This window comes from Pseudomonas sp. BE134 (assembly GCF_031456105.1).
GTDB lineage: Bacteria > Pseudomonadota > Gammaproteobacteria > Pseudomonadales > Pseudomonadaceae > Aquipseudomonas.
The window spans coordinates 67,982-93,709 of sequence record NZ_JAVDUA010000020.1; the positions used below are offsets into that span (position 1 = coordinate 67,982).

Sequence of the window (25,728 nt, forward strand, 5' to 3'; positions counted from 1 at the left end):
GCGATGTCTTCAACCACTAAAAAAACCATCGAAATCAAAAAAAGTCTGGTTGACGCGATTCTTGCCGGCCTCATTGCCCTGATCGTGTTCGGGCCGATAGTCGGTGTCGTACTCGATGGCTACGGTTTCAACCTGGAAACGACCCGGGTGGCCTGGATTGTCGCCATCGTCATGGCCGGTCGTTTTGCCCTGAGCCTGTTCCTGCAAACCCCCAAGGGCCTGAGAATCCTCGAAGGATTTGAAACCACCGGCTCCGGGGTTCATGTACTGCCGCCCGATTACAAATCCCGGTTGCGCTGGATCATCCCGCTGATGATCGCCATTGCCGTGGTGTTTCCGTTTTTCTCCAACTCCTACCTGCTGGGCGTGGTCATCCTCGGGTTGATCTACGTGCTGCTCGGTTTGGGCCTGAACATCGTGGTCGGCCTGGCCGGCCTGCTTGACCTGGGTTACGTGGCGTTTTACGCCATCGGCGCCTATGGCCTGGCGCTCGGTTACCAGTATCTCGGCCTGGGCTTCTGGACGGTGTTGCCGCTGGCGGCGATCACTGCCGGACTTGCTGGCTGTATCCTCGGCTTCCCGGTGTTGCGTCTGCACGGTGACTACCTGGCGATCGTGACCCTGGGTTTCGGTGAAATCATCCGCTTGATCCTCAACAACTGGCTGTCACTGACCGGTGGCCCGAACGGCATGGCGGCCCCGCTGCCAACGTTCTTCGGTCTGGAGTTCGGCAAGCGGGCGAAGGATGGTGGTGTACCGTTCCACGAGTTCTTCGGCATCGCCTACAACCCTGACGTGAAGTACTACTTCATTTATGCGGTGTTGTTCCTGGTTGTGCTGGCCGTGTTGTACATCAAGCACCGCCTGACCCGTATGCCCGTTGGCCGCGCTTGGGAAGCCTTGCGTGAAGACGAAATCGCCTGCCGCTCCATGGGTCTGAACCACGTGCTGGTGAAGCTCTCGGCGTTCACCATCGGCGCGTCGACAGCCGGCCTGGCTGGCGTGTTCTTCGCCACCTATCAGGGCTTCGTCAACCCGACCTCGTTCACCTTTTTTGAATCGGCCCTGATCCTCGCCATCGTGGTACTCGGCGGCATGGGCTCGACCATCGGCGTGGTGATAGCAGCCTTCGTGCTGACCGTCGCCCCGGAACTGCTGCGCGGTTTCGCGGAATACCGCGTGCTGCTGTTCGGCATCCTGATGGTGTTGATGATGATCTGGCGACCGCGCGGCCTGATTCGGATCAGCCGTACCGGTGTGACCCCGCGTAAAGGAGTAGCGCCATGAGCGAAGTCGTACTCTCGGTCGAGAAGCTGATGATGCACTTTGGCGGCATCAAGGCACTGAGCGATGTCAGCCTGAAGGTGCACCGCAACTCGATCTTCGCCCTGATCGGCCCCAACGGCGCCGGCAAGACCACCGTGTTCAACTGCCTGACCGGGTTCTACAAGGCCTCGGGCGGTAAGATCGAACTCAACATCCGTGGGCAACAGACCAACGTCATCAAATTGCTGGGCGAATCGTTCAAACCGACCGATTTCGTTTCGCCAAAATCCTTCGCCAGTCGGCTGTTCTACAAGGCCTTCGGCGGCACCCACCTGGTGAACCGTGCCGGTCTGGCACGGACCTTCCAGAACATTCGCCTGTTCAAGGAAATGTCGGTACTGGAAAACCTGCTGGTGGCCCAACACATGTGGGTCAACCGCAGCATGCTGGCCGGCATCCTCAATACCAAGGGCTACCGCAAGGCTGAAAGCGATGCATTGGACCACGCCTTCTACTGGCTGGAAGTGGTGGACCTGGTGGATTGCGCCAACCGCCTGGCCGGTGAACTGTCCTACGGCCAACAGCGCCGCCTGGAAATTGCCCGGGCCATGTGCACCCGGCCGCAGATCATCTGCCTCGACGAACCGGCCGCCGGCCTTAACCCTCAGGAAACCGAAGCGCTGAGCGCGATGATCCGGCTGCTGCGTGACGAGCACGATCTGACCGTAGTGCTGATCGAACACGACATGGGCATGGTAATGAGTATTTCCGACCACATCGTGGTACTGGACCACGGCATCGTGATCGCCGAAGGCGGTCCCGACGCTATCCGCAACGACCCGAAAGTGATTGCAGCCTACCTGGGCGCCGACGAAGAGGAAGTGGTATGACGCAACCCATCCTCGAACTCAAGGAACTGGACGTGTTTTACGGGCCAATCCAGGCCCTGAAGAAAGTCTCGCTGCACATCAATGAAGGTGAAACCGTCAGCCTGATCGGCTCCAACGGTGCGGGCAAGTCGACCCTGCTGATGTCGATCTTCGGCCAGCCGCGTGCGGCTGACGGGCAGATCATCTATCAGGGCGTGGACATCACGCACAAGTCATCGCACTACATCGCGTCCAACGGCATAGCGCAGTCGCCGGAAGGCCGGCGCGTGTTCCCCGACATGACCGTCGAGGAAAACCTGCTGATGGGCACCATCCCTATCGGTGACAAGTACGCCAAGGAAGACATGCAACGGATGTTCGAGTTGTTCCCGCGACTTGAAGAGCGGCGTAACCAGCGGGCGATGACCATGTCCGGCGGCGAACAGCAGATGCTCGCCATCGCGCGTGCGTTGATGAGCCGGCCGAAACTGTTGCTACTTGACGAGCCGAGCCTGGGCCTGGCGCCGATTGTGGTGAAACAGATCTTCGCGACCCTGCGGGAGCTGGCCAAGACCGGCATGACGATCTTTCTGGTGGAGCAGAACGCCAACCACGCCCTCAGGTTGTCGGATCGGGCCTACGTGATGGTCAACGGTGAGATTCGCCTCACGGGCACCGGTAAAGAGCTGTTGGTGAACGAAGAGGTGCGTAACGCTTATCTCGGCGGTCATTGAGTCTGCGTAGTCGAGCAAAAGCCCCGGCGCGCAATCGTCGGGGCTTTTTTTTATGGTGGAAAGAGCAGTGTGGGTTGGGGTTTTAGTGTTTATGGGTTGTTTGGTGAAACTATTATATTAAACGGTGCAACTAATAGTTATCTCTAATCTAGTTGGGGTTTATGGGGGCTGTATGTAAAAGCTTATCCGGTTATAGTGTTGTTGGTGTCTGTATAAAATAGATATTGACAATGCGTGAAACCGTCTATACTTATCCATCGTGCACTTGTAGTGCCGCTAAATTTAAGTTTCTTGTTTTTAGCGAAAATCAATGAACGATTTACCTCTTATATATAGAGGTATTATCCAAGTCTGTGGAGATGCTTAAAATGACTAATAAGTTTTTTTGCAAAATGGCCCTGGCTAGCTTGGTTATTTCCTCCGTCAGTACTGTTTATGCCGCGTCGACTAATCCCGATGATATGACGTGTAAGGAGTTCCTTGTAACGCCCCCGCCAGCCCAAGCCCCAATCGCACTCTGGTTTTCAGTCGACAAGAATATTAATTCAAATGGGGGTTCTTTCACTAAAGAAAAAGTTATAGCAGAAGTTCTTCCTGTATATGTAGAGAAGTGCACGAAGAATCCAGAGAAAAAAGTATCTAGTTTTACAGAGGAAATGAAGAAATTATTCTGAATGCTGCCGTCACGAACCTGAGACGCTTGTCGGTATTATAATGCCGGCGAGCGTTTACTGTTTTGTGAGTCCGATTAGTGATGCGGGCAAAGTTTGTTGAATCATTTCCCTGGCCTGATTTTCAAGAACCGATTTTTGGCCGGCAAATATCCCCCCATCGAGTGTGCGCCGTCGTCATCCCGGGTGTAATTAGGGGGGCGGATGTAAATCACTTCATGATCAATTCTCGATTCGTCACCATTCCCTGTGGGAGCGACCCGTATTCTTTTTGTGACGCACCGCGATCGCGAGCAGGCTCCCTCCCTCTGGGGGCTTCGGGCGCTTTCTCGAAATTGTGGAAAACAATATTCACAAGCTCTCAAAGCGCGACATAAAGCCGCTGTAAATAGTTGTTTTATCACTGTTTTGGCTTGTCCCCGTTTGCTGTGGAGCTGGCTGTGAATAACGTGGGAGTAGCTGGCTGGACGCCTTTAAATACGTGGCTTTCAGCGATATGGTCATTTTTTGATCAGGTGTTTTTAGAGGGTTGGAGGATGGCGTTGTCAACCTTTTTATCGGCGGTTGCCGCAGGTCGAAACGGGCAGTAACAGCCTGTGGATAAGTCTGTGGTTAAACTCTGGAAAGACTCGGCTAAGGGCCGTCGTTACTGGCTTGGCGCCATCGCTGGTTTGCAGGGGCAATCGTGCAAAATGCCATGGGCTACACCGCGAACCTGCGAGGGTCAAGCGAAAAACTTTCCAGACTCCCCGCAAAGCCTTGTACACAGCGGCCTCCAGCATTTCCACTTGCCCCCGGAAACTGTGGACCGGCCTGTGGATAACGTGCGCGTACATGGCTGCAAGCCACGGTGCGTATGGCGTTAACCGGGTTGGTTGTTTTTTGCACAGCTTTTGTGATGGTTGCTGCTGTGAGCAAGGCCGGGCATGCTGCCAGCTGACTTTCTATTCCAAGGGCTGCCCGCCAGCCGAAGCAAGGAGAACACGATGTCCAACACCCTGTTTATTACCGGCGCGACCTCCGGTTTTGGTGAAGCCTGTGCCCGTCGTTTCGCCGAGGCGGGCTGGAAATTGGTGCTGACAGGCCGTCGTGAAGAGCGCCTTACGGCCCTGTGTGCCGAGTTATCGAAACAGACAGAGGTGCATGGCCTGGTGCTCGACGTGCGTGATCGCAAAGCCATGGAGGACGCGATTGCCAATCTGCCACCGTCTTTCGCCAAGCTGCGTGGGCTGATCAACAACGCCGGCCTTGCGCTCGGTGTGGACCCGGCGCCCAAGTGCGACCTCGACGATTGGGACACCATGGTCGATACCAACATCAAAGGCCTGATGTACAGCACTCGTTTGCTGCTGCCGCGCCTGATTGCCCATGGCCGTGGCGCGGGCATCGTTAACCTAGGCTCCATCGCCGGCAACTACCCGTACCCGGGCAGTCATGTATATGGCGCGAGCAAGGCGTTCGTTAAACAGTTTTCGCTGAACCTGCGTTGCGACCTGCAAGGCACCGGCGTGCGTGTCAGCAACATCGAGCCGGGTTTGTGTGAGAGCGAGTTCTCACTGGTGCGTTTCGCCGGTGACCAGGAGCGTTACAACGCAACGTATGCCGGGGCTGAGCCGATCCAGCCACAAGACATCGCCGAGACCATTTTCTGGGTGCTCAACGCACCAGCGCACATCAACATCAACAGCCTGGAGTTGATGCCGGTGAGTCAGACGTGGGCTGGTTTTTCTATTGAGCGTAAATCGGTGTAACGGCCAATCGCGAGCAGGCTCGCTCCCACAGGGATTGCGCTGAACTGTGGGAGCGAGACCGGCTTGCCGGCGAAAGCTATCTGTCAGTTAGCCGAGATAATCAACCAGCCCGCGATAGCAGGTTGCCAAGTGATAAGGCGTCGTCGATGGCATGTCCTTGCGGCTGACTTCGCCTTTTTCATCGCGACACTCATACCAGCCCCCTGCATGCAGAAAGCGCTGCTGTAACGCCCGCAGCTGGCGCAGCACAGAGGCCTCGTTATTTGGCCTCAAGGTCAGGGCGCGCAGGTATTCAGCCTGAGCCCAGATGCGCTGGGTGGCATCCATTGCAGAACCCTCCAGATCGAGCATCGCCACGACTGCACCGGTATATGAATCAACGCCCAGCTGCTCGGTACGCGTAAATGCACGCGCAAGCGAAGCATGTAGTGTGGAATCGCGCAGCAACGGCGAAGACTCCAGCAGGAAATACCACTCGAACTGATGCCCCGGTTCAAACCAGTTATCCACGGCCCCCAGTGGCTTCTCCATCAACACACTCTGTTGCGGGTCGATGAAGCGCTTCTGCATGCCTGTGCATAACTCAATAAGTGCATGCTGCACGGCGATGTCTTCACGTACAGACAGGGTGGCGAGGAAGGCTTCGGCCAAGTGCATCAGGGGATTTTGCAGTGGTCCGGAGTCGAGCGTTGACCAGTCACGGTCGAGGCTGGCTTCGTACAGGCCGTCGCCTGTCGCGAAACGTTGAGCGATCACCTCCAGCGCCGCATTGAGCACCGATTCCACCAACGGCTCGCGCACCTTGTCCCAGTAATGGGCGCAGGCAAACAGGATGAACGCGTGGGTATAGAGGTCTTTGCGCTGATCGAGCGGTGCGCCGTGCGGATCGATGCTGTAGAACCAGCCGCCATGCTCAGCATCGTGGAAATGCTGCTGCAGGGACCGGAATAGCGCAGCAGCGCGCTCTTGGGCGGCCGGAACCTGGCCAATCAGGCTGGAGAACACATACAACTGCCGCGCACAGGCCATGGCCCGGTAGCGTTGAGGCGCCAGCGGTTGATGTTCCGCGTCCAGTGCTTCATACGGCAACGCCATGTCGGCATTCCAGCCGGGTCCTTGCCAAAGTGGCACGATCACGTCCTGGAAGTGCTGTTGCACCGAAGCGAACAGGGCGGTCAATTCAGGCTGGGAGGCGGAACGGGGAACAGGCGGCATTGGCTGGCGTCGTCACGGCAGGGTTGATTGCGCGACATGTTAGCAGAGTGAGCGCCTTGATCGTTCCCACGCTCCGCGTGGGAATGCCTCATCGGACGCTCCGCGTTCGGCTCTTGGGACGCAGAGAGTCCCGTACTGCATTCCCACGCAGAGCGTGGGAACGATCTTCAGCCAGCGAGCAACCAGACCCCGGTCGCCGCCGACGCCGCTCCCGCTAACCGAACCGCCGTTTGCGGCAGTACGCGAACCACCGCATATCCAGCCGCATGCAACACCGCCGTCGCCGCCACAAATCCGGCCGCATACGCCCAAGGGCTCGACATGTCCGGCAACTCCAACCCGTGTGCTACGCCATGGAACAGTGCAAACAACGCCGTCGCGCCCACCGCCAGGCTCAAGGGCGGACGCACCACCAGCGCCACGGCCAAGCCCAGCGCGAGCACCGATGCGGCAATCCCGCTTTCCAGCGCCGGGAGGTTCAGCCCTTCAAACCCCACTAATCCGCCTATCAGCATCGTGCCGACGAAAGTGCACGGCAGCGCCCAGCGCGTCGCACCTTTTTGTTGTGCCGCCCACAGGCCGACCGAAACCATCGCCAGCAAATGATCAAGGCCGCCAATCGGGTGGCTGATGCCGGCGATCAAGCCGTTGTCACCATGACCCGGATGGGCGAAAGCGATGGCCGGGGTCAGCAGCAGGGCCACGGCGCCCAGAATGCGTTTTAGTGTCATGGGTAAGCTTCCTTGTTGATAAGTCGTGATCAAGCCGCTGTCAGCAGGCCCTGGCGTTCGATGAAGGCGATGATTTCCTCCAGCCCGAGGCCGGTTTTCTGGTTGCTGAAGACAAACGGTTTGCCGTTGCGCATACGCTTGGTATCGCTGTCCATCATCTCCAGCGACGCCCCCACCAGCGGTGCGAGGTCGACTTTGTTGATCACCAGCAAATCGGATTTGCAGATCCCGGGGCCACCCTTGCGTGGCAGCTTGTCGCCGGCCGATACGTCAATCACGTAGATAGTCAGGTCGGACAATTCCGGGCTGAACGTCGCCGAAAGGTTGTCGCCACCGGACTCCACCAGAATCAGGTCCAGCCCCGGAAAGCGCCGGTTCAGTTGATCCACGGCTTCGAGGTTGATCGAGGCGTCTTCGCGGATCGCCGTGTGCGGGCAGCCGCCGGTTTCCACGCCGATGATGCGCTCGGGCGCCAGGGCTTCGTTGCGTACCAAAAAGTCGGCGTCTTCGCGGGTGTAGATGTCGTTGGTGACGACAGCGAGGTTGTAGCGCTCGCGCAGGGCCAGGCACAGGGCCAGCGTCAGGGCGGTTTTACCGGAACCGACCGGGCCGCCGATGCCGACGCGCAGGGGTTGTGTGTTCATGTGGTTCTCCATATTTAAAGGCCCTAGGAACGGAACAGGCGACTGTACTGGCGCTCATGGGCCATGCACGCCAGGGACAGGCCAAACGCGGCGCTGCCATAGTGTTCGGGGTTGATGCGGGTGGCGTCCTGCTGGGCTTGTTGCAACAGCGGCAGCAGTTCGCTGGTCAGGCGTTGCGCGGCTTGCTGGCCCAGCGGCAAGGTTTTCATCAGCACGGCCAATTGGTTTTCCAGCCAACTCCAGAGCCACGCGGCTAATGCATCCTGCGGACTGATCCCCCAGGCGCGGGCGGCCAGCGCCCAGCCGAGGGCCAGGTGCGGTTCGGGTCGTTGATCGAGGAAGGCGCGTGCGGGAGCATCCAGCTCCGGTAAGCCGTTGAGCAGTTGCTGCAAGGAATAACCCATCTGGCGGCTTTCCTGGTGCAGCTCGCGGGTTTCCCGACTGGCGCGGTGTTCTTCGCAGCGTTGCAGCAACTCGGCCCAGTTTTCATCAAAGGCAGCCACGCAATGGGCGAGCAGCAGCGGCGCTTCGAACCGTGCCAGGTTCAGCAGCAACTGATCGCTGATCCAGCGTCGCGCGCCGTCTGCATCGCTGACACGGCCATTGTCCACCGCCATTTCCAGGCCTTGGGAATAGCTGTAGCCGCCAATCGGCAATTGCGGGCTGGCCAGGCGAAGAAGCGCCCAGGCCGGGTTCATAAACGAACGCCGAACTGATGCAGTTTCGGCGGGTAGTTGAAGTCTTCGTCGCCGTGCCGAGAATGGTGATGGCCGCCACCGTAAGCGCCATGTTCCGGCTGGAACGGGGCTTCGATGTTTTCGACCTTGGCTTCCAGCTGTTCGAGCATGGCTTTAAGCACGTAATCGTCGAGCAGGCGCAGCCAGCCATCACCGATTTGCAGGGCGACATGGCGGTTTCCGAGGTGATACGCGGCACGTGTCAGTTCGAACGCGTTGGCGCAGGTGACGTGCAGCAGTTGTTCGGGGCGGGCGCAGACGCGCACGATGCGTCCGTCTTCGGCTTGCAGGCATTCGCCGTCATACAGCGGCGGCTGACCGCGCTCCAAAAACAATCCGACGTCTTCACCTTCAGCACTGAAACAGCGCAAACGGCTTTTGCTCCGGGCTTCGAATGTCAGGAGCAATTCGGCGGCCCAGACGGGTTGAGGGTCGATTCTGCGATGAATCACCAGCATCGGAAGGCTTCCAGCAGTGGACAATGCTCAGGCTAGAGCAAGGGGCTTGCCAATCGGGCGATACGTAGGAAATACCTGTCGGAGCTTAGTGGGGGATTCAGGGTGTTGCAGGATTATGAGCGGAAGTGGTGCGAGGATATTTGAGTTGCACCGATTTGATGCGCTGAATGGTTTTTGTGGGAGCGAGCCTGCTCGCGAAGCCGTCGGCACAGTCAACATTGGAGGTGACTGACACTGCGCTTTCGCGAGCAGACTCGCTCCCACTGGGTTATTCAGTGCTGCCTAGGCCTTGCCAGTGTTTGAGACCGATAAAGATGAAGCGCAGTTGCTGGGTGATCTTGGCCTGAGGCGTCAAATGTTCGGGGAGCGCCTCGGCCGGCGGGTCGATAATGTCCGGCAGGGTCGCGAACACACTTTTAACGATCAGATCAGCCATCACGCTCAAACCCGCGAGGTCGAGATGTTGCAGCTTGGGCATCAGGGACAAGTCAGCCGCCAAATCCGAGCTGATGTCTTCACGCAAACGGCCAATCGCCAATCGCACCGGCAATGAGCCGCCGTACTGTTCGCGAGCAAGAAACAGAAACTGCGAGCGATTGGCGCTGACCACATCGAGAAAGATCCGTACCGATGCATCAATGATGCCGCCCATGACGAATTCGTTATGGCGCACCAGGCGAATGGTTTCGCGGAAGGTCTGACCGACTTCGCTCACCAGCACCAGGCCCAATTCATCCATATCGGCAAAATGCCGGTAGAAACCGGTGGGCACGATGCCGGCGGTTCTGGTCACTTCGCGCAGACTGAGGCTGCCGAATCCTCGGCCACACTCCATCAGATGGCGAGCAGCGTCCATCAGGGCGTTGCGGGTTTGTTGTTTCTGTTCGGCGCGGGGCAGCATCGCAAGGGTGTTTTCTGGACAGGACAGCGGCGCACTCTAGCAAATCGGCTTCGCTGGCGTCGAACGACTATCGGGGATTCAGGCGGGGAAATGCAGCGCTCTGTAAGTCAAAAGCCCAATCCGGGGATTGGGCTTTTTCTCAGGGCGGCCATAGGGCTTAGCTCGTAGCGCTGTTGCGTTCGATTACACGGTCACCACCACCTTCGGCGAGGGTTTGACCTTGTGGAGTACGATCAGAACCGCCTTCAGCGAGGGTTTGACCTTGTGGGGTACGATCGGAACCGCCTTCAGCGAGGGTTTGACCTTGTGGAGTACGATCGGAACCGCCTTCAGCGAGGGTCTGGCCTTGTGGGGTACGGTCGGAACCGCCTTCAGCCAGGGTCTGGCCTTGTGGGGTGCGATCGGAGCCATCTGCGGCGACGGTTTGGCTGAACACCGAGTGGTTGTCTTTGACTTGGGGAGCGGCCTGATCAGGGGCTGGCAGCGCGAAAGCTGTGCTGGCTAGCATCGATAGGGTCAGGCTTAGCAGTAGTTGGCGTTTCATGATGGGTTGCTCCGTGGGAGGGCGATCAAGTGGGTACGAAGGCAATGCTACTCTCGAAAAATCGATATCAAAGTTCATAAACGCAATGGTAATAATCAATGGAATTGATTGTTCTGCTGCAAGGCTCTAAAACGGGCGTTTTCAGCGAGTGGTTTTGCCCTGGAACGGGTGGTTTCGACTCACTCGCGCCGCACAAAAGGGCGGGTCGCTAACGCTGCCTGAAGTGAGCAAAGCGCCCCGGACCGATTATTTGAACGTTAATGGGCGTTTCGGTTAAACCTGCACGCTTTTTTCCAGTCCTAGGTGTCATGGCAGGCCGGTTCTGGCCTAACGTTTCACACGTGCGTCGCAGTCGGGGCGTGCAGTCGTATTCAGGAGTCCTGTGCAATGACGCGCACCCCCAAGATTTTTGCCTGGACCTTTGCCAGCCTGGTTGTTCTGCTGGCGATACTCGTTTTGATCATCGTGTTTTTCGACTGGAACCGGATCAAACCCGCTATCAACACTAAAGTTTCTGAAGAGCTGCACCGTCCGTTCGCCATCAATGGCAACCTCGCGGTGGTCTGGCAGCGTGAGCCTGACGAGGGCGGCTGGCGGGGTTGGGTGCCGTGGCCGCATGTAGTGGCCGACGACTTGAGCCTGGGCAACCCGGACTGGTTGAAGCAACCGCAGATGGTCACCCTCAAACGCGTAGAACTACGAATTTCGCCGCTGGCCTTGCTGGCCCAGCGGGTGGTGATCCCGCGCATCGACTTGACCGAACCGAACGCCGACCTCCAGAGGCTGGCTGATGGCCGCGCCAACTGGACATTTAAATTCGATCCGAAAGACCCCGGCGCCGAACCGTCGAACTGGGTGGTCGACATTGGCGCCATTGGCTTCGACAAGGGCCACGTCATCCTTGACGATCAGCACCTGAAGACTCAGCTCGACGTACTGATCGACCCGCTGGGCAAACCGATCCCGTTCAGCGACATCGTCGGTGACAAAGCAGCGAAAACCGCGGTTGAAAAGGGTGGCGCGCCGCAGGATTACGCGTTCGCCCTCAAGGTAAAAGGCCAATATCACGCGCAGAAACTCGAAGGCTCCGGCAAGATCGGCGGGTTGCTGGCGCTGCAGGACGCGACCAGGCCGTTTCCGCTGCAGGCTCAAATGAAGATTGCCGACACCCGCATAGAGCTGGCCGGCACCCTGACCGATCCCCTGAACCTTGGCTCGCTGGACTTGAGGCTGAAGCTGGCCGGCACCAGCCTGGGCAACCTCTACCCGCTGACCGGCGTGATACTGCCGGATACGTCGCCGTACGCCACCGACGGGCACCTGATTGCCAAGCTGCATGAACCGAGTGGCGCGGTTTACCGCTATGAAGCGTTCAACGGCAAGATCGGCGAGAGTGACATTCACGGCAGCCTGACTTACGTCGCCAGTCAGCCAAGGCCGAAACTCAGTGGTTCACTGCTCTCCGAGCAACTGTTGTTCGCCGACCTGGCTCCGCTGATTGGTGCCGATTCCAACGCCAAGCAACAGGCCCGTGGCGGTGACAGCAAGCAGCCGACGGACAAAGTGTTGCCGGTCGAAGAATTCAGGACTGAGCGCTGGCGTGACATGGACGCCGACGTTGAATTCACCGGCAAGCGCATCATCCATAGCGAAAAACTGCCGATCAACGACCTCTTTACGCACTTGGTACTGACCGACGGCGTGCTCAGCCTCGAGCCCCTGCGCTTTGGTGTGGCGGGTGGCAATCTGGAGGCGCAGATTCGCTTGAATGGCAGAACCGAACCCATGGAGGGCCAAGCCAAACTTACCGCGCGAAAATTCAAGCTCAAGCAACTGTTCCCGACCTTCGAACCCATGAAAACCAGCTTCGGCGAGCTCAATGGTGATGCCGATATTTCGGGGCGCGGCAATTCGGTGGCCAAGCTATTGGGCAGCGCCAACGGCAATTTGAAAATGCTCATCAACGACGGTGCGATCAGTCGCGAGTTGATGGAGCTGGCCGGGCTCAATGTCGGTAACTATGTGGTCGGCAAAATCTTTGGCGACAAAGAAGTGAAAATCAATTGTGCGGCGGCCGACTTCGACATCAAGACCGGGCTGGCGACCACGCGCCTGTTCGTCTTCGATACCGAAAATGCGATCGTCTACATTGATGGCACCGTGAACATGGCGACCGAACAACTTGACCTGACCATTACGCCGGAGTCGAAGGGCTGGCGTTTGATATCGCTGCGCTCGCCACTGTACGTGCGGGGCAAGTTCATCAAGCCGCAGGCCGGTGTGAAAGCCGTGCCGCTGATGCTGCGTGGGGCCGGGATGGTGGCGTTGGGCGTGATTGCGGCACCGGCGGCGGGGTTGCTGGCGCTGATAGCGCCCAGTGGTGGTGAGCCGAATCAGTGTGCGCCGTTGCTGGAGCAGATGAAGGCGGGGAAGGCGCCGGTGACGGTCAAACCCAGTAAGTAAATTACGCCGTCTGTACTGACGCCATCGCGAGCAGGCTCGCTCCCACATTGGACCGATGTCCGCAGTACTAATGTGGGAGCGAGCCTGCTCGCGATGGCGGCCTATCAGGCGCAACAGATCTTTCAGAAGGTATGCCCGGACAGCAACGCCTCCTCACGCAACCACGCAAAAAATGCCCGGACCGGCGGATGCCGCTCGCGCCCGGGTACACAAAGCGCGCTGTAACCGGCGCCATCGACCTGAATCTCGCCGCGATAAGCCACCAGCAACCCACTGGCCACGCTTTCCGATACCAGAATATTGCTCGCCAGCACCAAACCCTGGCCGGCAATCGCTGCTTGCAGGGCGTAGTGCTCTTCGTCGTATTCCCGGATCGCCGGTTTGCCCGCCAACCATGCCTCGCCTGACTGCGCGCACCATGCCTCCCAGCCGTGAGCGTACAACTTGGAGTTGTGCCAGCGCACGCTGATGAGCGTGGGCGTATGAGTGGTGGCCAGCGCGATTTGCTCGGGCGAGCCGTACACCCCGAAGGTCTCATCGAACAGGCACTGCCCATACAGGTTCGGGTAGGTGTCGAGGCTGTAGCGCAGCACCAGATCGACGCTGGCGTCCTGATGCAAGTCGATGACTTCGCAGTGGGTGTCCAGGCGCAGGCTGATGCCGGGGTGGCGCGCGTAAAAGCGCCCGAGGCGCGGCACCAGCCATAAGGCCGCAAATGCTGCGGTGGTGGAGACCGTCAGGCTGGCGCCACTGCGTTGCGGACGCAACGTGTCGACGCTTTGCGCCACGTCCAGAAAGGCACCGTGCAGGCTGCGAAATAACCGTTCACCGCCCTCGGTCAGGCGCACTTGTCGTGGCAATCGCTCGAACAGTGCAACGCCGAGCCAGGTTTCCAGTGAACGAATCTGATGCGACACCGCCGTGGGCGTCACTGACAGCTCTTCGGCCGCCGCCTTGAAGCTCAGCAGGCGGGAAGCCGATTCAAAGGCGCGCAGGGCGGTCAATGGTAAGGATGCAAACATGGAGAAGCTCCATGGATGAATTGGATTCATCTCGACTGATTTCTGCTCATTTGAAGCGCGTGGCGGGTGGCTTCAATCTAAAAGTCACACGCTGATTGAGTGTAATCCCAAGGAGATTCAGATGAGTAATATTCTTGCCGTTCACGCCAGCCCCCGTGGCGATCGCTCGCATTCGCGCCGTTTGGCCGAAGTGTTTTTATCGGCCTGGAAAGCCCGAAATCCTCAGTCCACCCTGACTCGTCGCGAAGTCGGACGGGCGCTGATTCCGCCGGTCAACGAAGCCTTTGTGGCCGCCGCGTTTTACCCCGAGCCGGATGCGCGACCGCTGTCGATGCAGGCGGATCTGGCCTTCAGCGATCAGTTGGTGAGCGAGTTGCTCGGCCATGATCTGCTGGTGATTTCCACGCCGATGCACAACTTCAGCATCCCCAGTGGCCTCAAGGCGTGGATCGATCAGATTGTGCGGCTCGGGCTGACGTTCAATCACACTCTGGACAATGGTGTGGCCCAATACGAACCGCTGGTAAAGGGCAAAAAAGCGCTGATCGTTACCAGTCGCGGCGGGTTTGGCTTTGGGCCGGGTGGTGAACTGGAGGCCATGAACCACGCTGATCCATTACTGCGCACGGCGCTGGGGTTCATCGGCATCACCGACATCACCGTGGTGGCCGCCGAGGGCGAAGAGTCCGAGGCGCGCACGTTCCAGATCTCCGCCGCCGAGGCCGAGCAGCGTCTACTGGCGCTGGCCAGGGAGTTCTGAATGGCCTGGCTGTTTCTGCTGATCGCCGCCGGGTTTGAAGTCACCTTTGCCATGGGCATGAAATACGCCGAAGGCTTCACCCGGCTCTGGCCGTCGCTGATCACCGTGGTCGCGGCCGTGGGCGGGATTTACTTCCTGACCCTGGCCATGCGCGAGCTGCCGGTCAGCATCGCTTACCCGATCTGGACCGCCATCGGTTCACTGGGCACGGTTTTTCTCGGGTTTGCGCTGCTGGGCGAAAGCCTGACCGCAATCAAACTGGTGTCGGTCGGGTTGATCGTGTCGGGGGTGGTTGGGCTCAAGTAGGGCGGATGTCATAGACTGGTCGTCGAGTTGTCATCTTCGCTGACGATGCTTGGCTGATGTCTTGCATCCAGCCTTGCTTCGTCTCATCGATCACAAGGACGTTCGCCCATGTCGCAAGGTTCCGCCACGCGCTACCCGTTGGTGTTGGTCCCGGGAATGCTCGGTTTTATCCGACTGGTGCTCTATCCCTACTGGTACGGCATCGTCTCGGCATTGCGCCAGGGTGGGGCGATCGTGTTTGCGGTGCAGGTCTCGCCGCTCCATTCCAGTGAAGTGCGCGGTGAGCAGCTGCTGGTGCGAATCGAGGAAATCCTGCGCGAGACCGGGGCCGGGAAGGTCAACCTGATCGGCCACAGCCAGGGCTCGCTGACAGCCCGTTACGCGGCGGCCAAACGACCGGACCTCGTGGCGTCGGTGACCTCGGTGGCCGGGCCGAACCACGGCTCGGAGCTGGCCGATTACCTGCACAAGCACTATCCGCACGACAGCGCCAAGGGCCGGCTCATGAGTTTTCTGTTACGGATAATCGCCGCGCTGATGAGCCTGTTCGAAACCGGTTATCGCGGACCGAAGCTGCCGGTGGATATCCACGCGTCCCATCATTCACTCACCACCGAAGGCGTGGCGCTGTTCAATCAGCGTTATCCACAGGGCCTGCCTGAAACCTGGGGCGGGCACGGGCCGGAAGAGGTTAACGGCGTGCGTTATTACTCGTGGTCCGGGACCTTGCAGCCGGGCAAGACGGATAGCGGGTGCAACCTGTTTGACGGGACGAATCGCAGTTGTCGGCTGTTTGCCAAAACTTTTGTGAACGAGGTCGGGCATTGCGACGGGATGGTCGGGCGGTACAGCTCGCACCTGGGCACGGTGATTGGCGATGATTATCCGATGGATCACTTTGACATCGTCAATCAGTCGCTGGGATTGGTCGGGAAGGGCGCCGAGCCGATCCGCTTGTTTGTCGAGCATGCCGCCCGGCTTAAAGCGGCCGGCGTCTAGACCGAGTCGCCCTTATCGCGAGCAGGCTCGCTCCCACAGGGGAATGCGGTCAATTGTGGGCGTGAGACCGGCTTGCCGGCGATGACGTCAGTTCAGGCAACACGAACCTTACGGCCAATCACCGTCGTCCACCGCCCCGAAAGCACCACCCCACCCAACGTCAATACCCCGCCCACCAGGTGATACATCGCCAATTGCTCATGCAGCACCACCGCCGCGATCAGCGCGGTAATCAACGGCAGCAAGTTGAAAAACAGCGTGGTCCGGCTGGGTCCCAAACGCACCACCGCCTGCATCCACGCCAGTGGCGCCAGCATCGAAGCCAGCAGGCAGGCGTAAAGCACCAGCGGAATGTTTTGCAGTGTCGGGCCGATCTTCGGCGAGGCGACAAAAAGCGGAAACAGCACCACCACCGCCACCAACACCTGCAAATACAACAACACCAGCGGCGGCAAGCGCAGCTGCCATTTTTTCAGCAGTGTGCTGTAAATCGCATAGGCCAGGGTGGCGACCAGCATCATCGCGTCGCCCATGTTCACGCCGTGTTCAAGCAGCGCGCCGAGGCTGCCGGACGACACCACCACCAATACGCCGGCAAACGACAACACCGCGCCGGCCAATGCGCCAGCGGTCAAGCGTTGACCGAGGCTGACAATCGCCATGGCCAACGACATCAATGGCATCAGCGACAGGATAATCCCCATGTTGGTTGCAGAAGTCAGTGCCGCGGCGAAGTAGGCGAGGCTTTGGTAAACCGCCATGCCTAGCACGCCAAGAACGAAAATCTTGGCCAGGTTGGGGCGAATCAGCGGCCAATGCGCGATCACCGGTTTGAGCATGAACGGCGTGAACAAAATCCCGGCCAGCAGCCAGCGGTAGAAACCGATCTCGGCGGGGAAGATGGCCCCGGCTGACATTTTGGTGATCACGGTGTTGCCAGCCCAAATGAAAATGGCCAGCAGGGGATAAGCGTATTGCATCAGAAAAAACCAGAACGTTAATGAGGGGCAATTATCCGCGTGTCTGGATGCAAGCCTATACTTCGATCCAGACAACCTGCCCCGGATGACGGACAGCATGAACAGTAAACACATTGACCTGCTGGACTTCGCCGAACTGCCAGCCCCGGTCTATTTCCGCTACGCCGATTTCAACACCCATGAGTACGCCTCGGCACACCGGCATCCGTGGGGCACGCTCGAGTATTCGGCCAATGGCGTGTTGCACATGGAAATCGGCAACAACCGATTCATGTCGCCGCCGCAATACGCGGTGTGGGTGCCGCCCGGGACCGAGCACAGCTTCTATAGCAACCAGCCGATCAACTACCGCGCGGTTTGCCTGGCGCCCTCGCTGTGCAGCGAGTTGCCGCAACAGGCCTGCACGCTGGCGATCAGCGATATTCTCAAAGCGATCCTCAAGGATTTCGCCGCTCGCGACGTGAAGATCCCTGAACGTGATGCCGACCGACGTCTGGCTCAGGTGCTGGTCGATCAACTTAGGCAAGCGCCTGTGCACGAATGTTATCTGCCGTACGCCAGCAGCAGCGGACTTATGGCAATCCTCCAGGCGTTGCACGACGCCCCTGACAACAACCAGCCTCTGGCTCATTGGGCCGCACAGGTGCATGTCAGTGAGCGGACCCTGGCCCGGCAGTTTGTCCGCGAATTAGGTATGAGTTTCGGTGAATGGCGCCAGCGCTTGCGTTTCCTTGCGGCAATTGAAGCGCTGAAAAGCCCGCGTAGCGTACAGGCCATCGCATTCGACCTTGGTTACAGCAGCGGTTCGGCGTTTATCGCCATGTTCGCGCGTCAGGCCGGGTGCACGCCGGAGCATTATCGGCGTAACAGCGCTTTTTGATTGTTTTTCGAAAACTTTCTTACGAAGTGTTGCGAGTTGGTTTTTAGTAAAAATACTGCTGATGCGGGACCTTGCAAATAGATGTAAACAGGCACCCTGGAACCAAGACACCCGGCAATGAAGCCACAATAAATCACAAGGATGAAGATTCATGGCAACCCGACGGCCTACCAGAGGCTCTATCAACGCTGACGCTCGAACACCGGGTTCGATGCCCGCGGACGTACAGACTCCGCACCCCGATACCCCGTCCCGTATCAATCTCGATCCCGTGACGGGAATAGTTCGGACTCAGTTGCCGGAGATCAGCAGAGTCCCTGAAAACTCCGAACCGCACGGCACAGGCACGTCGTCGATAACGGTCAGCGAGATAAATTCCAGCACCGGCTTCAGCTTCGAATCGGCTACTGCATCAGCGGCCCGTCCGTTAAAAGATTATCGGATTCCCGAGTCTGCCAAGTTGCCACCGGCCGATATCAAAGGCGACGGTTTGCGCAAATTCAAAGGCTTTCAGTATGCCGATATTGCAGGCGTCGGCATCGTACAGGTCGGCAAAGACCCCGAAACCGGACTGTACCGCGCCACGACGTCCAGGGAGCTGAGACCTTCTGGTCCTGTGCTTATACGAGATCCGGTCAGCAAGCTTTGGCGCCTGCGCACTGAAGCCGAGTCAGCGAGCGCAGCCTCGACCGATCCTCGATACGCCTATCAGCGTGCGATCGAAGGCGAGCAACCATACACATGGGATGAGCGGACCCTGATCAATCGTCTCGGCGCGCAGGCACGCGGTCTGGAAGAGGCCTGTGCGGATATTCTTGCGGTGAGTCGCGTCGATGTAAACGCAGTCCGCCGCATGTATGGCAACCATGAACGAATCATTCCTTTGCTCCAGGATACGGTGGCCCGATTCAGGATCGATCGCGAGATTGGTCGCTTCATCGACACTATAAAAAGCGCCCATGCGCCTGATTATTTGCAAGCTGACCTGCAATTTCAGTTCGCACTGCTCAATGATGTTTGGCCGGGCAAGGCGATGGCGTTGCTGGACGCTGATGGCAAGCTGTTGAAAGGACTTGGCCCGGCAGACGCCACCCCGGTGCCCCTATCGCGCGATCAGTTCATCGATGGCGATCTGCTCAAAACCTTGCTGTCGCACCTGAATGAGGCTGAAACCAAAACGCTGCTGAACATTGCCCCCAGTGAACTGCTGAGCACGCCTGAAACGAATGCCCGGCGACTCAGAAGCCAACTTGCACAGCGGGCTGAGCAGCGTAAGGCCTACCTGTTTGATCAACGTTATCGCAGTGCCGATCGGGCCACGACTCCCGAAGCGATCGTCGTTCAGGACAAGCTGGAGGGGCTGCCGGGTGTTGTAGTCCGAGAACTGGTGGACATCGCCACGCCGGCGGAGCTGCAAGAAATCAGGCTTGGTCTCCTCCCCCGCAGACTTGAAAACCTGGGGCGATGGGCGCTTCAGGATGTCCGTATCAGTCGTGCTTACGAAGGCCTTTATCTGGAATCGGTCGATACTACGGATACCTTCAGGCTTGCTCTGCATTCGTTGGAAAATCTGGGGGCTTGGGGGCATGAAGTACGCCTCGACATTCATCTTCATCGCTACGGTGGAAAACTACTTCACACTTTCGGTAAAGCCGACGCGGCGACCCATCTTACTTTTGTCGAGGGTGAAAACGGGACTTACCAGGCTTACGATGACGCAGGCAACGCAATGCATTCCGCCAGCGCCCCCTACAACTCGCTCCTACATACACTTCCAGACCAAGCCCGGAAGTGGTTCAACCTTGAAGAAGGTGATACGAAGTCGTTGAAAGCAATTCTGCGCACTAATGCGTTGAAGCCTTACCAGTTACGGGAGGTGCTGCCCAATCTGCCTGCACTGCAATGGACTGCGTTTGACCCGAACTTCATGCGGCTGCGCGCAGGGTTGCCCACATCCGATGGGGAAGTGGCGCAATTGCGCGCCATTGCGGTCAAGTACGCAGAACTTGACCAATTGTCGTTTGATGAGGCAATTCCGACGTTTGAAAAATACAACTATCTGCGCGGTTTGAAGTGGTTGCACGAGCGTCTTCCCTATCAGTGTTTTTCATTGCTGCAGAATGCGTTGTATAAAGCCAATGGCGAAAGCTATGACGCCAATCTGATGGTAATCCAGAGCATTGAAGCACTACCTGAGTTGCAATCATTGATGTTGCCCGAGCAGTTCAGTTCGTTGACTCGACGCCTGTTCACTGACGACGCTCTGGTGCCGCTCACTGAGACCGAACGAAATCTGGCTGCCAATGCACGCAATCTGCGGCAGACCGGGCGAATCAATGAGTACGAATCCATGCAGCGTGCCGTTCGAGAAAACGGCATGGCGCCAAGCGAGGCGCTGGTCGAACTGCGAGAAGTGCTTCCTGAAAAGGTGATAGCGCAGCAGGCCCCCGTCGAAGTGTCTGCATCGGTGATGGCTGATTTGCAAATGGCGCAGCGTGCAATCTATCGAGCGAAGGAGCTTTTGCCTCTGTCAGGTAATCAGTTGCCGAGCATTTGGGAAAAAGGTGGCTCGGCCATCTCGAAAATCAAAGGTCTCAGGGAACTGAATCTAGAGACGGGTGGGTTCACGGCGAAAATGACGATTGCTGAAGCTGCTCGCAAAGCTATCGAGATCATGGGGGGTAACTGTTCGGAGAACTCAAAGGTTACTTTTTCCATTCTGGCCAATCAGCCCAGAACCTCGAAAGTCCATATTGTCAAAGCGACGGCGTTTGACCACCAATTTGTGGTGATAGGTGATGATTTAAGCATGCCCGCTCAACTTGTCGTTGCCGACTCGTGGCCGGAATTTCCAGCTGCACATCTCGCCAACAATAGTCACTTCGGCTTCGAGTTGCCGCCGATTTTGACGTTGGAGCCCGGCCCGGCGATTGCTGACTACGCTTTTATCAACGAGGCTCTACCCGGGCCGGCGGCAATGCCCGAAGTTTCCGAAGGCAACACCTTCAGACAGATCAAAATGGACAAACTGTACAAGAGTGGTTATGCGCAGTTCGTCTCCTTGAGCTGGGTGGGTACTACTTATTACGCTGAACCTGGAGCCGTTCCTGTTTCGTTCGAGAAGTTATCCGTTCATACCGTCAACAAACGCTTTGGTGCTTACAACCACTACTTGGACGCTTTCAAAGAGTTTCAAAGCTCTGATCAAGTGACTGAGTAAAGCACCAGAATCGCACGATCGTGCAATAGGTTTTGTCTACACTCCAGCATGAGGCCGCGCCTCTCGGCGCGGCAACAAGGAGAAAACTCCATGATGATGTTGCGTGTCCCTTTGTTGATAATCGGCTTGCTGCTCTGCTCCCAGAGCTTCGCGACCACACCTCAGCAGGAAAAGATGACTGTATGCAACGCCGACGCGACGGCAAAAAGCCTCAAAGGTGATGAGCGCAAAATGTTCATGAGCAACTGCCTTAAAACCGAGGCGGCCGTCCCGGACATCAAAACCCTGACCCCTCAGCAACAGAAGATGAAAACCTGCAATGCCGATGCCACCACCAAATTGCTCAAAGGTGATGAGCGCAAGGCGTTCATGAGTGATTGCCTGAGGAACAAATAGGTGTGGGGGGTTGAGGGCCTCATCGCGAGCAGGCTCGCTCCCACAATGGTTCTCGGTTCGCAGCACCAGTGTGGGAGCGAGCCTGCTCGCGAAGGGGGCAGTCGGGCCACTGCAAAAATCGCCCGAACCCCGACCAAGGTCGACATACACAATTCCTAGTGCTGTCACCGGAACGCTGGCAGACTGCCAATCCTTTTACGGTTCGTTTTGAGGCTGTATGCCAACGTTTTCTCAACGCCACGTTTTGCTGCTGATCAGTTGGTTCATCATTTTTGGTGGTTTGTTGCTGGTGATCCCGCTGCGCTTGTTGCCTAGCCTGCTGGCCGGTCTGCTGGTGTTCGAACTCGTCAATATGCTCACGCCGCAATTGCAGCGGCTGATCGAAGGTCGGCGCGCGCGCTGGCTGGCGGTGGCATTGCTTGGAACCTTGGTCGTAAGTGTGCTGGCGCTGATCTTTGCCGGTGCCTTCAGTTTCTTGCTGCACGAAGCGGAAAACCCCGGCGCTTCCCTCGACAAATTCATGGGCGTGGTCGACCGGGCGCGCGGGCAACTGCCGCCATTCATCGACGCCTATCTGCCCGCCAGTGCCGGTGAATTCCGCCTGGCCATCGGCGAATGGATCAGCAAGCACTTGAGCGACTTGCAGCTGGTCGGCAAGGATGCGGCGCACATGTTTGTGACGCTGCTGATCGGCATGGTGCTGGGGGCGATCATTGCCTTGCAGCGCGCGCCGGACGTGACCAAACGCAAGCCTCTGGCGGCCGCGTTGTTCGACCGCTTGCGCCTGCTGGTCCAGGCCTTCCGTAACATCGTGTTTGCACAGATCAAGATTTCGCTGCTGAACACCTTTTTCACCGGAATTTTCCTGGCGGTAGTCCTGCCGATGTTCGGCATCAAGCTGCCGCTGACCAAAACCCTGATCGTGCTGACGTTCCTGCTCGGTCTGCTGCCGGTGATAGGCAACCTGATGTCGAACACCCTGATCACCATTGTCGGCATGTCGCTGTCGATCTGGGTTGCAGCGGCGGCGCTGGGTTATCTGATCGTTATCCACAAGCTTGAATACTTTCTCAACGCGCGCATTGTCGGCGGGCAGATCAGTGCAAAATCTTGGGAGTTGCTACTGGCGATGCTGGTGTTCGAGGCCGCGTTCGGCCTGCCGGGGGTGGTGGCCGGGCCGATTTATTACGCGTATCTGAAGAGTGAATTGAAGCTGGTGGGGATGGTTTGACGACAGCTGCAAGTTTCAAGCTTCAAGCTGCAAGTTAAAGCCAGTGGCGAACACCGCACCTGCTCTTACTTGAAGCTTGCAGCTTGACGCTCGCAACTGCTTTTCAGCCATACCGCTTGGCCGCTTCAATCGCCAACCCGCTACCAATGCTGCCGAAGATGTTCCCTTCCACATGCCGCGCATTCGGCAACATCGCCGATACGCTGTTGCGCAAGGCCGGAATTCCGCTCGAACCGCCGGTGAAGAACACCGTGTCTACCTGATCGACCCGCACATTCGCGTCGTTGAGCATCTGGGTCACGCTGTTGCGCACGCGTTCCAGCAGCGCTTCGATGGCCGATTCAAACAACGCGCGGGTCAGTTCTACACTCAATCCCGGCTCGATGCGGTCCAGCGGCACATGGCGGCTGTCGGCGTGGGTCAGCTGGATCTTGGTTTCTTCCACTTCCATGGCCAGCCAATGGCCGGCGCGCTGGTCGATCAGCTTGAACAGGCGATCGATGCCGCCAGTGTCTTCGATGTCGTAACGCATGCTGCCCAGGGCCAGGGTCGACTTTTGCGAGTACACCGAGTTGATGGTGTGCCAGGTCGCCAGGTTCATGTGGTGGCTGGTGGGCATGTAGGCGCCGCTCTTCATGCGGCTGCCGTAGCCGAACAGCGGCATCAGGCCTTGCAGGCTCAGTTGTTTGTCGAAATCGGTCCCGCCGATGTGCACGCCGCCGGTGGCGAGGATGTCGTCGTGACGGTTGTCGTGGGTGCGGCGCTCAGGGGACAGGCGCACCAGCGAGAAGTCGGAGGTACCACCGCCGATATCGACGATCAGCACCAACTCTTCCTTTTCAATGGTCGACTCATAGTCGAACGCCGCGGCAATCGGTTCGTACTGGAACGAAACATCCTTGAAGCCAATGGCGCGGGCCACGTCCACCAAGGTGTTTTCGGCTTCCTGGTCGGCCATTTCATCGTCATCGACGAAAAACACCGGACGGCCCAGCACCACTTCCTCGAACTCCCGACCGGCGGCTGTTTCGGCGCGCTTCTTCAACTGGCCGATAAACAGCCCGAGCAGGTCCTTGAACGGCATCGCCGTGCCGAGAACGCTGGTGTCGTGCTTGATCAGCTTGGAGCCCAGCAGGCTCTTGAGCGAGCGCATCAACCGGCCTTCGTAGCCTTCCAGGTACTCGTGCAGCGCCAGCCGGCCGTACACCGGGCGGCGTTCTTCCATATTGAAGAAGACCACCGAAGGCAGGGTGATCTTGTCGTCCTCCAGCGCGATCAGCGTTTCCATGCCGGGGCGCAGCCAGCCGACGGTGGAGTTGGACGTGCCAAAGTCGATACCACAGGCACGGGCTGGAGATGCGTTTTTCATGTCTTTCGAGTTCCGGTTAAAAAACGGCCGCGCAGTGTATGTCAGTGCGACGAATATTCGAAGGCCGACTATCCGCTAATTCGCAGTCATTAGCGCTTGAAAGACTCAGCTTTGCCCCAAACTTGCTGGCATGGGCCTGGTAGCCAACCGGCGGTCGCAAGAACCGCCGCCCGCTGCCGATAAACTTCTGACGCGCTGCCCGGTCACAAATTTGAGATCGGTCAATCCAAACGCTGCAAACAAGAGCATGCTGTGCCTGGCTGCGCGATTTGATAACGGATGGTGATCCTTAGATGGACTTCAAAGACTATTACAAGATTCTGGGTGTGGAGCCGACGGCTGACGACAAGGCGATCAAGGCTGCCTATCGCAAGCTTGCGCGCAAATACCACCCCGATGTCAGCAAGGAAAAGGACGCCGAGGCCAAGTTCAAGGACGCCTCGGAAGCCTATGAAGCGCTGAAAAGTGCCGACAAGCGCGCCGAATATGACGACTTGCGCAAATATGGCCAGCACGGCCAACCGTTCCAGGGCCCGCCAGGGTGGCAGGGACGTGGCGCAGGCGGTTTCGGTGGCGGTCAGGACGCGGGCGATTTCTCGGACTTTTTCAGTTCGATTTTCGGCAACCGTGGCCCTGGTTTCAATGGTGGACAGTCGCGTCGCAGCACAGGGCGTCGAGGGCAAGACGTGGAAATGGAACTCGGGATTTTTCTGGAAGAAACCCTCTCGAACGAATCGAAGAAGGTCACCTTCCAGGTGCCGCAGTACAACGCTGCCGGCCAGCACGTCAGCAACACCAGCAAAAGCCTGAACGTGAAAATCCCGGCCGGCGTGACCGACGGCGAGCGCATCCGCCTCAAAGGCCAGGGTGCCCCAGGTGTCGGTGGCGGTGCCAATGGCGACCTGTACCTGACGATCCGTTTTGCGCCGCACCCCAAATTTGATGTCGAAGGCGAGAACCTGATCATCACGTTGCCATTGGCACCGTGGGAGCTGGCGCTGGGCGCCGAAGTCGCGGTACCGACCCTGACCGGCAAGATCAACCTCAAGGTGCCGGCCGGCAGTCAGAATGGCCAGCGCATGCGTGCCAAGGGCCACGGTTTGATGAGCAAGACGGGTGAGCGCGGCTTCCTGTTTGTGCAACTCAAGGCCGTCATGCCAAAAGCATCGAGCGATGAGGTCAAGGCGTTGTGGCAGGAACTGGCGAAAAAAGCCGAGTTCAACCCAAGAGAAAACTTCTGATCCAAGAGACGGAGTAGCCCATCATGAGCAACCCCCTGATCGTTCACCTGGACCTGGCAGAATTCTGTGAGGCGACCGACTTGTCGGACGTCTACGTGATCGAAATCGTCGAACACGGCATCCTCGAACCTCAGGGCACGCAGCCCAAGGATTGGCGTTTCAACGATTACGAACTGGCGCTGGCCAAGCGTGCCGCCAAGCTGCGGCATGACCTGGAACTGGAATGGGAAGGCGTCGCCCTGGCGCTGGACCTGCTCGAAGAGGTCCAGCAACTGCGGGCCGAGAACCGGATGCTCAAGCAGCGGTTGGGGCGGTTGGTGGTTGAATAGGTGTTCTGGTG

At 58.2% G+C, this 25,728-nt stretch carries 25 protein-coding genes; 15 read left to right on the top strand and 10 right to left on the bottom strand.

From position 1 onward, the window contains the following. Window positions 1–3: 3 nt before the first annotated feature. The 5 genes from livM (at window position 4) to J2Y56_RS17600 (ending at window position 5,291) form a co-directional block, all read left to right on the top strand. Entirely contained in the window at window positions 4–1,287 is a 1,284-nt protein-coding gene (gene livM / locus J2Y56_RS17580; RefSeq protein ID WP_007947538.1) for a high-affinity branched-chain amino acid ABC transporter permease LivM, read from the top strand. Then, window positions 1,284–2,156 (top strand): ABC transporter ATP-binding protein, encoded by an 873-nt coding sequence (locus J2Y56_RS17585; RefSeq protein ID WP_007947539.1) that lies wholly within the window; start codon window positions 1,284–1,286, stop codon window positions 2,154–2,156. Before livM ends, J2Y56_RS17585 begins: the two co-directional genes overlap by 4 nt. Beyond that, window positions 2,153–2,869 carry an ABC transporter ATP-binding protein gene (locus J2Y56_RS17590; RefSeq protein WP_007947540.1) on the top strand — a complete coding sequence of 239 codons (717 nt, stop codon included), beginning with the start codon at window positions 2,153–2,155 and terminating at the stop codon, window positions 2,867–2,869. Before J2Y56_RS17585 ends, J2Y56_RS17590 begins: the two co-directional genes overlap by 4 nt. A 368-nt stretch (window positions 2,870–3,237) precedes the next feature. After that, window positions 3,238–3,543: an HdeA/HdeB family chaperone gene (locus J2Y56_RS17595; protein ID WP_007947541.1), complete on the top strand. Its 306-nt coding sequence runs from the start codon at window positions 3,238–3,240 to the stop codon at window positions 3,541–3,543. Window positions 3,544–4,526: 983 nt separating this feature from the next. Next, window positions 4,527–5,291 carry an SDR family oxidoreductase gene (locus J2Y56_RS17600; RefSeq protein WP_310351620.1) on the top strand — a complete coding sequence of 255 codons (765 nt, stop codon included), beginning with the start codon at window positions 4,527–4,529 and terminating at the stop codon, window positions 5,289–5,291. Between the two features lie 87 nt (window positions 5,292–5,378). Here J2Y56_RS17600 and J2Y56_RS17605 read toward each other — a convergent pair whose 3' ends face one another. From J2Y56_RS17605 to J2Y56_RS17635, 7 genes are all read right to left on the bottom strand, one after another. Then, the gene (locus J2Y56_RS17605; RefSeq protein ID WP_310351622.1) at window positions 5,379–6,506 is read right to left on the bottom strand and encodes an AGE family epimerase/isomerase; all 1,128 of its coding nucleotides are present in this window, start codon (window positions 6,504–6,506) and stop codon (window positions 5,379–5,381) included. Window positions 6,507–6,673: 167 nt separating this feature from the next. Continuing rightward, window positions 6,674–7,237 (bottom strand): HupE/UreJ family protein, encoded by a 564-nt coding sequence (locus J2Y56_RS17610; protein ID WP_310351625.1) that lies wholly within the window; start codon window positions 7,235–7,237, stop codon window positions 6,674–6,676. 29 nt (window positions 7,238–7,266) lie between these two features. Then, window positions 7,267–7,881, bottom strand: a complete 615-nt coding sequence (gene ureG, locus J2Y56_RS17615; protein WP_007947546.1) for an urease accessory protein UreG — start codon at window positions 7,879–7,881, stop codon at window positions 7,267–7,269. 23 nt (window positions 7,882–7,904) lie between these two features. Next, complete coding sequence (locus tag J2Y56_RS17620) at window positions 7,905–8,579, bottom strand: urease accessory protein UreF (RefSeq protein WP_007947547.1); 675 nt, start codon at window positions 8,577–8,579, stop codon at window positions 7,905–7,907. Next, window positions 8,576–9,076, bottom strand: a complete 501-nt coding sequence (gene ureE / locus J2Y56_RS17625; RefSeq protein ID WP_150779694.1) for an urease accessory protein UreE — start codon at window positions 9,074–9,076, stop codon at window positions 8,576–8,578. The genes J2Y56_RS17620 and ureE overlap by 4 nt, the downstream gene beginning before the upstream one ends. A 268-nt stretch (window positions 9,077–9,344) precedes the next feature. Beyond that, complete coding sequence (locus J2Y56_RS17630) at window positions 9,345–9,977, bottom strand: TetR family transcriptional regulator (protein WP_007947550.1); 633 nt, start codon at window positions 9,975–9,977, stop codon at window positions 9,345–9,347. Between the two features lie 157 nt (window positions 9,978–10,134). Continuing rightward, window positions 10,135–10,521 carry a hypothetical protein gene (locus J2Y56_RS17635; RefSeq protein WP_007947551.1) on the bottom strand — a complete coding sequence of 129 codons (387 nt, stop codon included), beginning with the start codon at window positions 10,519–10,521 and terminating at the stop codon, window positions 10,135–10,137. A gap of 387 nt (window positions 10,522–10,908) precedes the next feature. On the opposite strand from J2Y56_RS17635, the gene J2Y56_RS17640 reads away from it, so the two are divergent. Then, window positions 10,909–12,984 carry an AsmA family protein gene (locus J2Y56_RS17640; protein WP_310351628.1) on the top strand — a complete coding sequence of 692 codons (2,076 nt, stop codon included), beginning with the start codon at window positions 10,909–10,911 and terminating at the stop codon, window positions 12,982–12,984. A 122-nt stretch (window positions 12,985–13,106) separates the two neighbouring features. Here J2Y56_RS17640 and J2Y56_RS17645 read toward each other — a convergent pair whose 3' ends face one another. Beyond that, window positions 13,107–14,006, bottom strand: coding sequence for a LysR substrate-binding domain-containing protein (locus J2Y56_RS17645; RefSeq protein WP_310351630.1), 900 nt, complete (start codon window positions 14,004–14,006; stop codon window positions 13,107–13,109). Between the two features lie 121 nt (window positions 14,007–14,127). Between J2Y56_RS17645 and J2Y56_RS17650 the strand changes: the two genes are divergently transcribed. From J2Y56_RS17650 to J2Y56_RS17660, 3 genes are all read left to right on the top strand, one after another. Continuing rightward, complete coding sequence (locus tag J2Y56_RS17650) at window positions 14,128–14,766, top strand: FMN-dependent NADH-azoreductase (protein ID WP_150779698.1); 639 nt, start codon at window positions 14,128–14,130, stop codon at window positions 14,764–14,766. After that, window positions 14,767–15,072 (top strand): multidrug efflux SMR transporter, encoded by a 306-nt coding sequence (locus J2Y56_RS17655; RefSeq protein WP_310351633.1) that lies wholly within the window; start codon window positions 14,767–14,769, stop codon window positions 15,070–15,072. Window positions 15,073–15,180: 108 nt separating this feature from the next. Further along, window positions 15,181–16,071, top strand: coding sequence for a triacylglycerol lipase (locus tag J2Y56_RS17660; RefSeq protein WP_007947556.1), 891 nt, complete (start codon window positions 15,181–15,183; stop codon window positions 16,069–16,071). A 92-nt stretch (window positions 16,072–16,163) separates the two neighbouring features. On the opposite strand, the gene J2Y56_RS17665 is transcribed toward J2Y56_RS17660, so the two are convergent. Further along, complete coding sequence (locus tag J2Y56_RS17665; protein WP_007947557.1) at window positions 16,164–17,051, bottom strand: DMT family transporter; 888 nt, start codon at window positions 17,049–17,051, stop codon at window positions 16,164–16,166. Between the two features lie 97 nt (window positions 17,052–17,148). Between J2Y56_RS17665 and J2Y56_RS17670 the strand changes: the two genes are divergently transcribed. The 4 genes from J2Y56_RS17670 (at window position 17,149) to J2Y56_RS17685 (ending at window position 22,778) form a co-directional block, all read left to right on the top strand. Next, entirely contained in the window at window positions 17,149–17,931 is a 783-nt protein-coding gene (locus J2Y56_RS17670) for a helix-turn-helix transcriptional regulator (protein ID WP_310351638.1), read from the top strand. Between the two features lie 211 nt (window positions 17,932–18,142). After that, window positions 18,143–21,151, top strand: coding sequence for a DUF6543 domain-containing protein (locus tag J2Y56_RS17675; RefSeq protein WP_310351639.1), 3,009 nt, complete (start codon window positions 18,143–18,145; stop codon window positions 21,149–21,151). A gap of 90 nt (window positions 21,152–21,241) precedes the next feature. After that, entirely contained in the window at window positions 21,242–21,547 is a 306-nt protein-coding gene (locus J2Y56_RS17680; protein WP_007947560.1) for a PsiF family protein, read from the top strand. 217 nt (window positions 21,548–21,764) lie between these two features. Beyond that, entirely contained in the window at window positions 21,765–22,778 is a 1,014-nt protein-coding gene (locus tag J2Y56_RS17685; RefSeq protein ID WP_007947561.1) for an AI-2E family transporter, read from the top strand. Between the two features lie 103 nt (window positions 22,779–22,881). Here J2Y56_RS17685 and J2Y56_RS17690 read toward each other — a convergent pair whose 3' ends face one another. Beyond that, window positions 22,882–24,147 carry an Hsp70 family protein gene (locus tag J2Y56_RS17690; RefSeq protein WP_007947563.1) on the bottom strand — a complete coding sequence of 422 codons (1,266 nt, stop codon included), beginning with the start codon at window positions 24,145–24,147 and terminating at the stop codon, window positions 22,882–22,884. A gap of 293 nt (window positions 24,148–24,440) precedes the next feature. On the opposite strand from J2Y56_RS17690, the gene J2Y56_RS17695 reads away from it, so the two are divergent. Beyond that, window positions 24,441–25,388, top strand: a complete 948-nt coding sequence (locus J2Y56_RS17695; RefSeq protein WP_007947564.1) for a DnaJ C-terminal domain-containing protein — start codon at window positions 24,441–24,443, stop codon at window positions 25,386–25,388. Window positions 25,389–25,411: 23 nt separating this feature from the next. Further along, window positions 25,412–25,717: a chaperone modulator CbpM gene (locus J2Y56_RS17700; protein ID WP_150779705.1), complete on the top strand. Its 306-nt coding sequence runs from the start codon at window positions 25,412–25,414 to the stop codon at window positions 25,715–25,717. The last annotated feature ends 11 nt before the right edge of the window (window positions 25,718–25,728 follow it).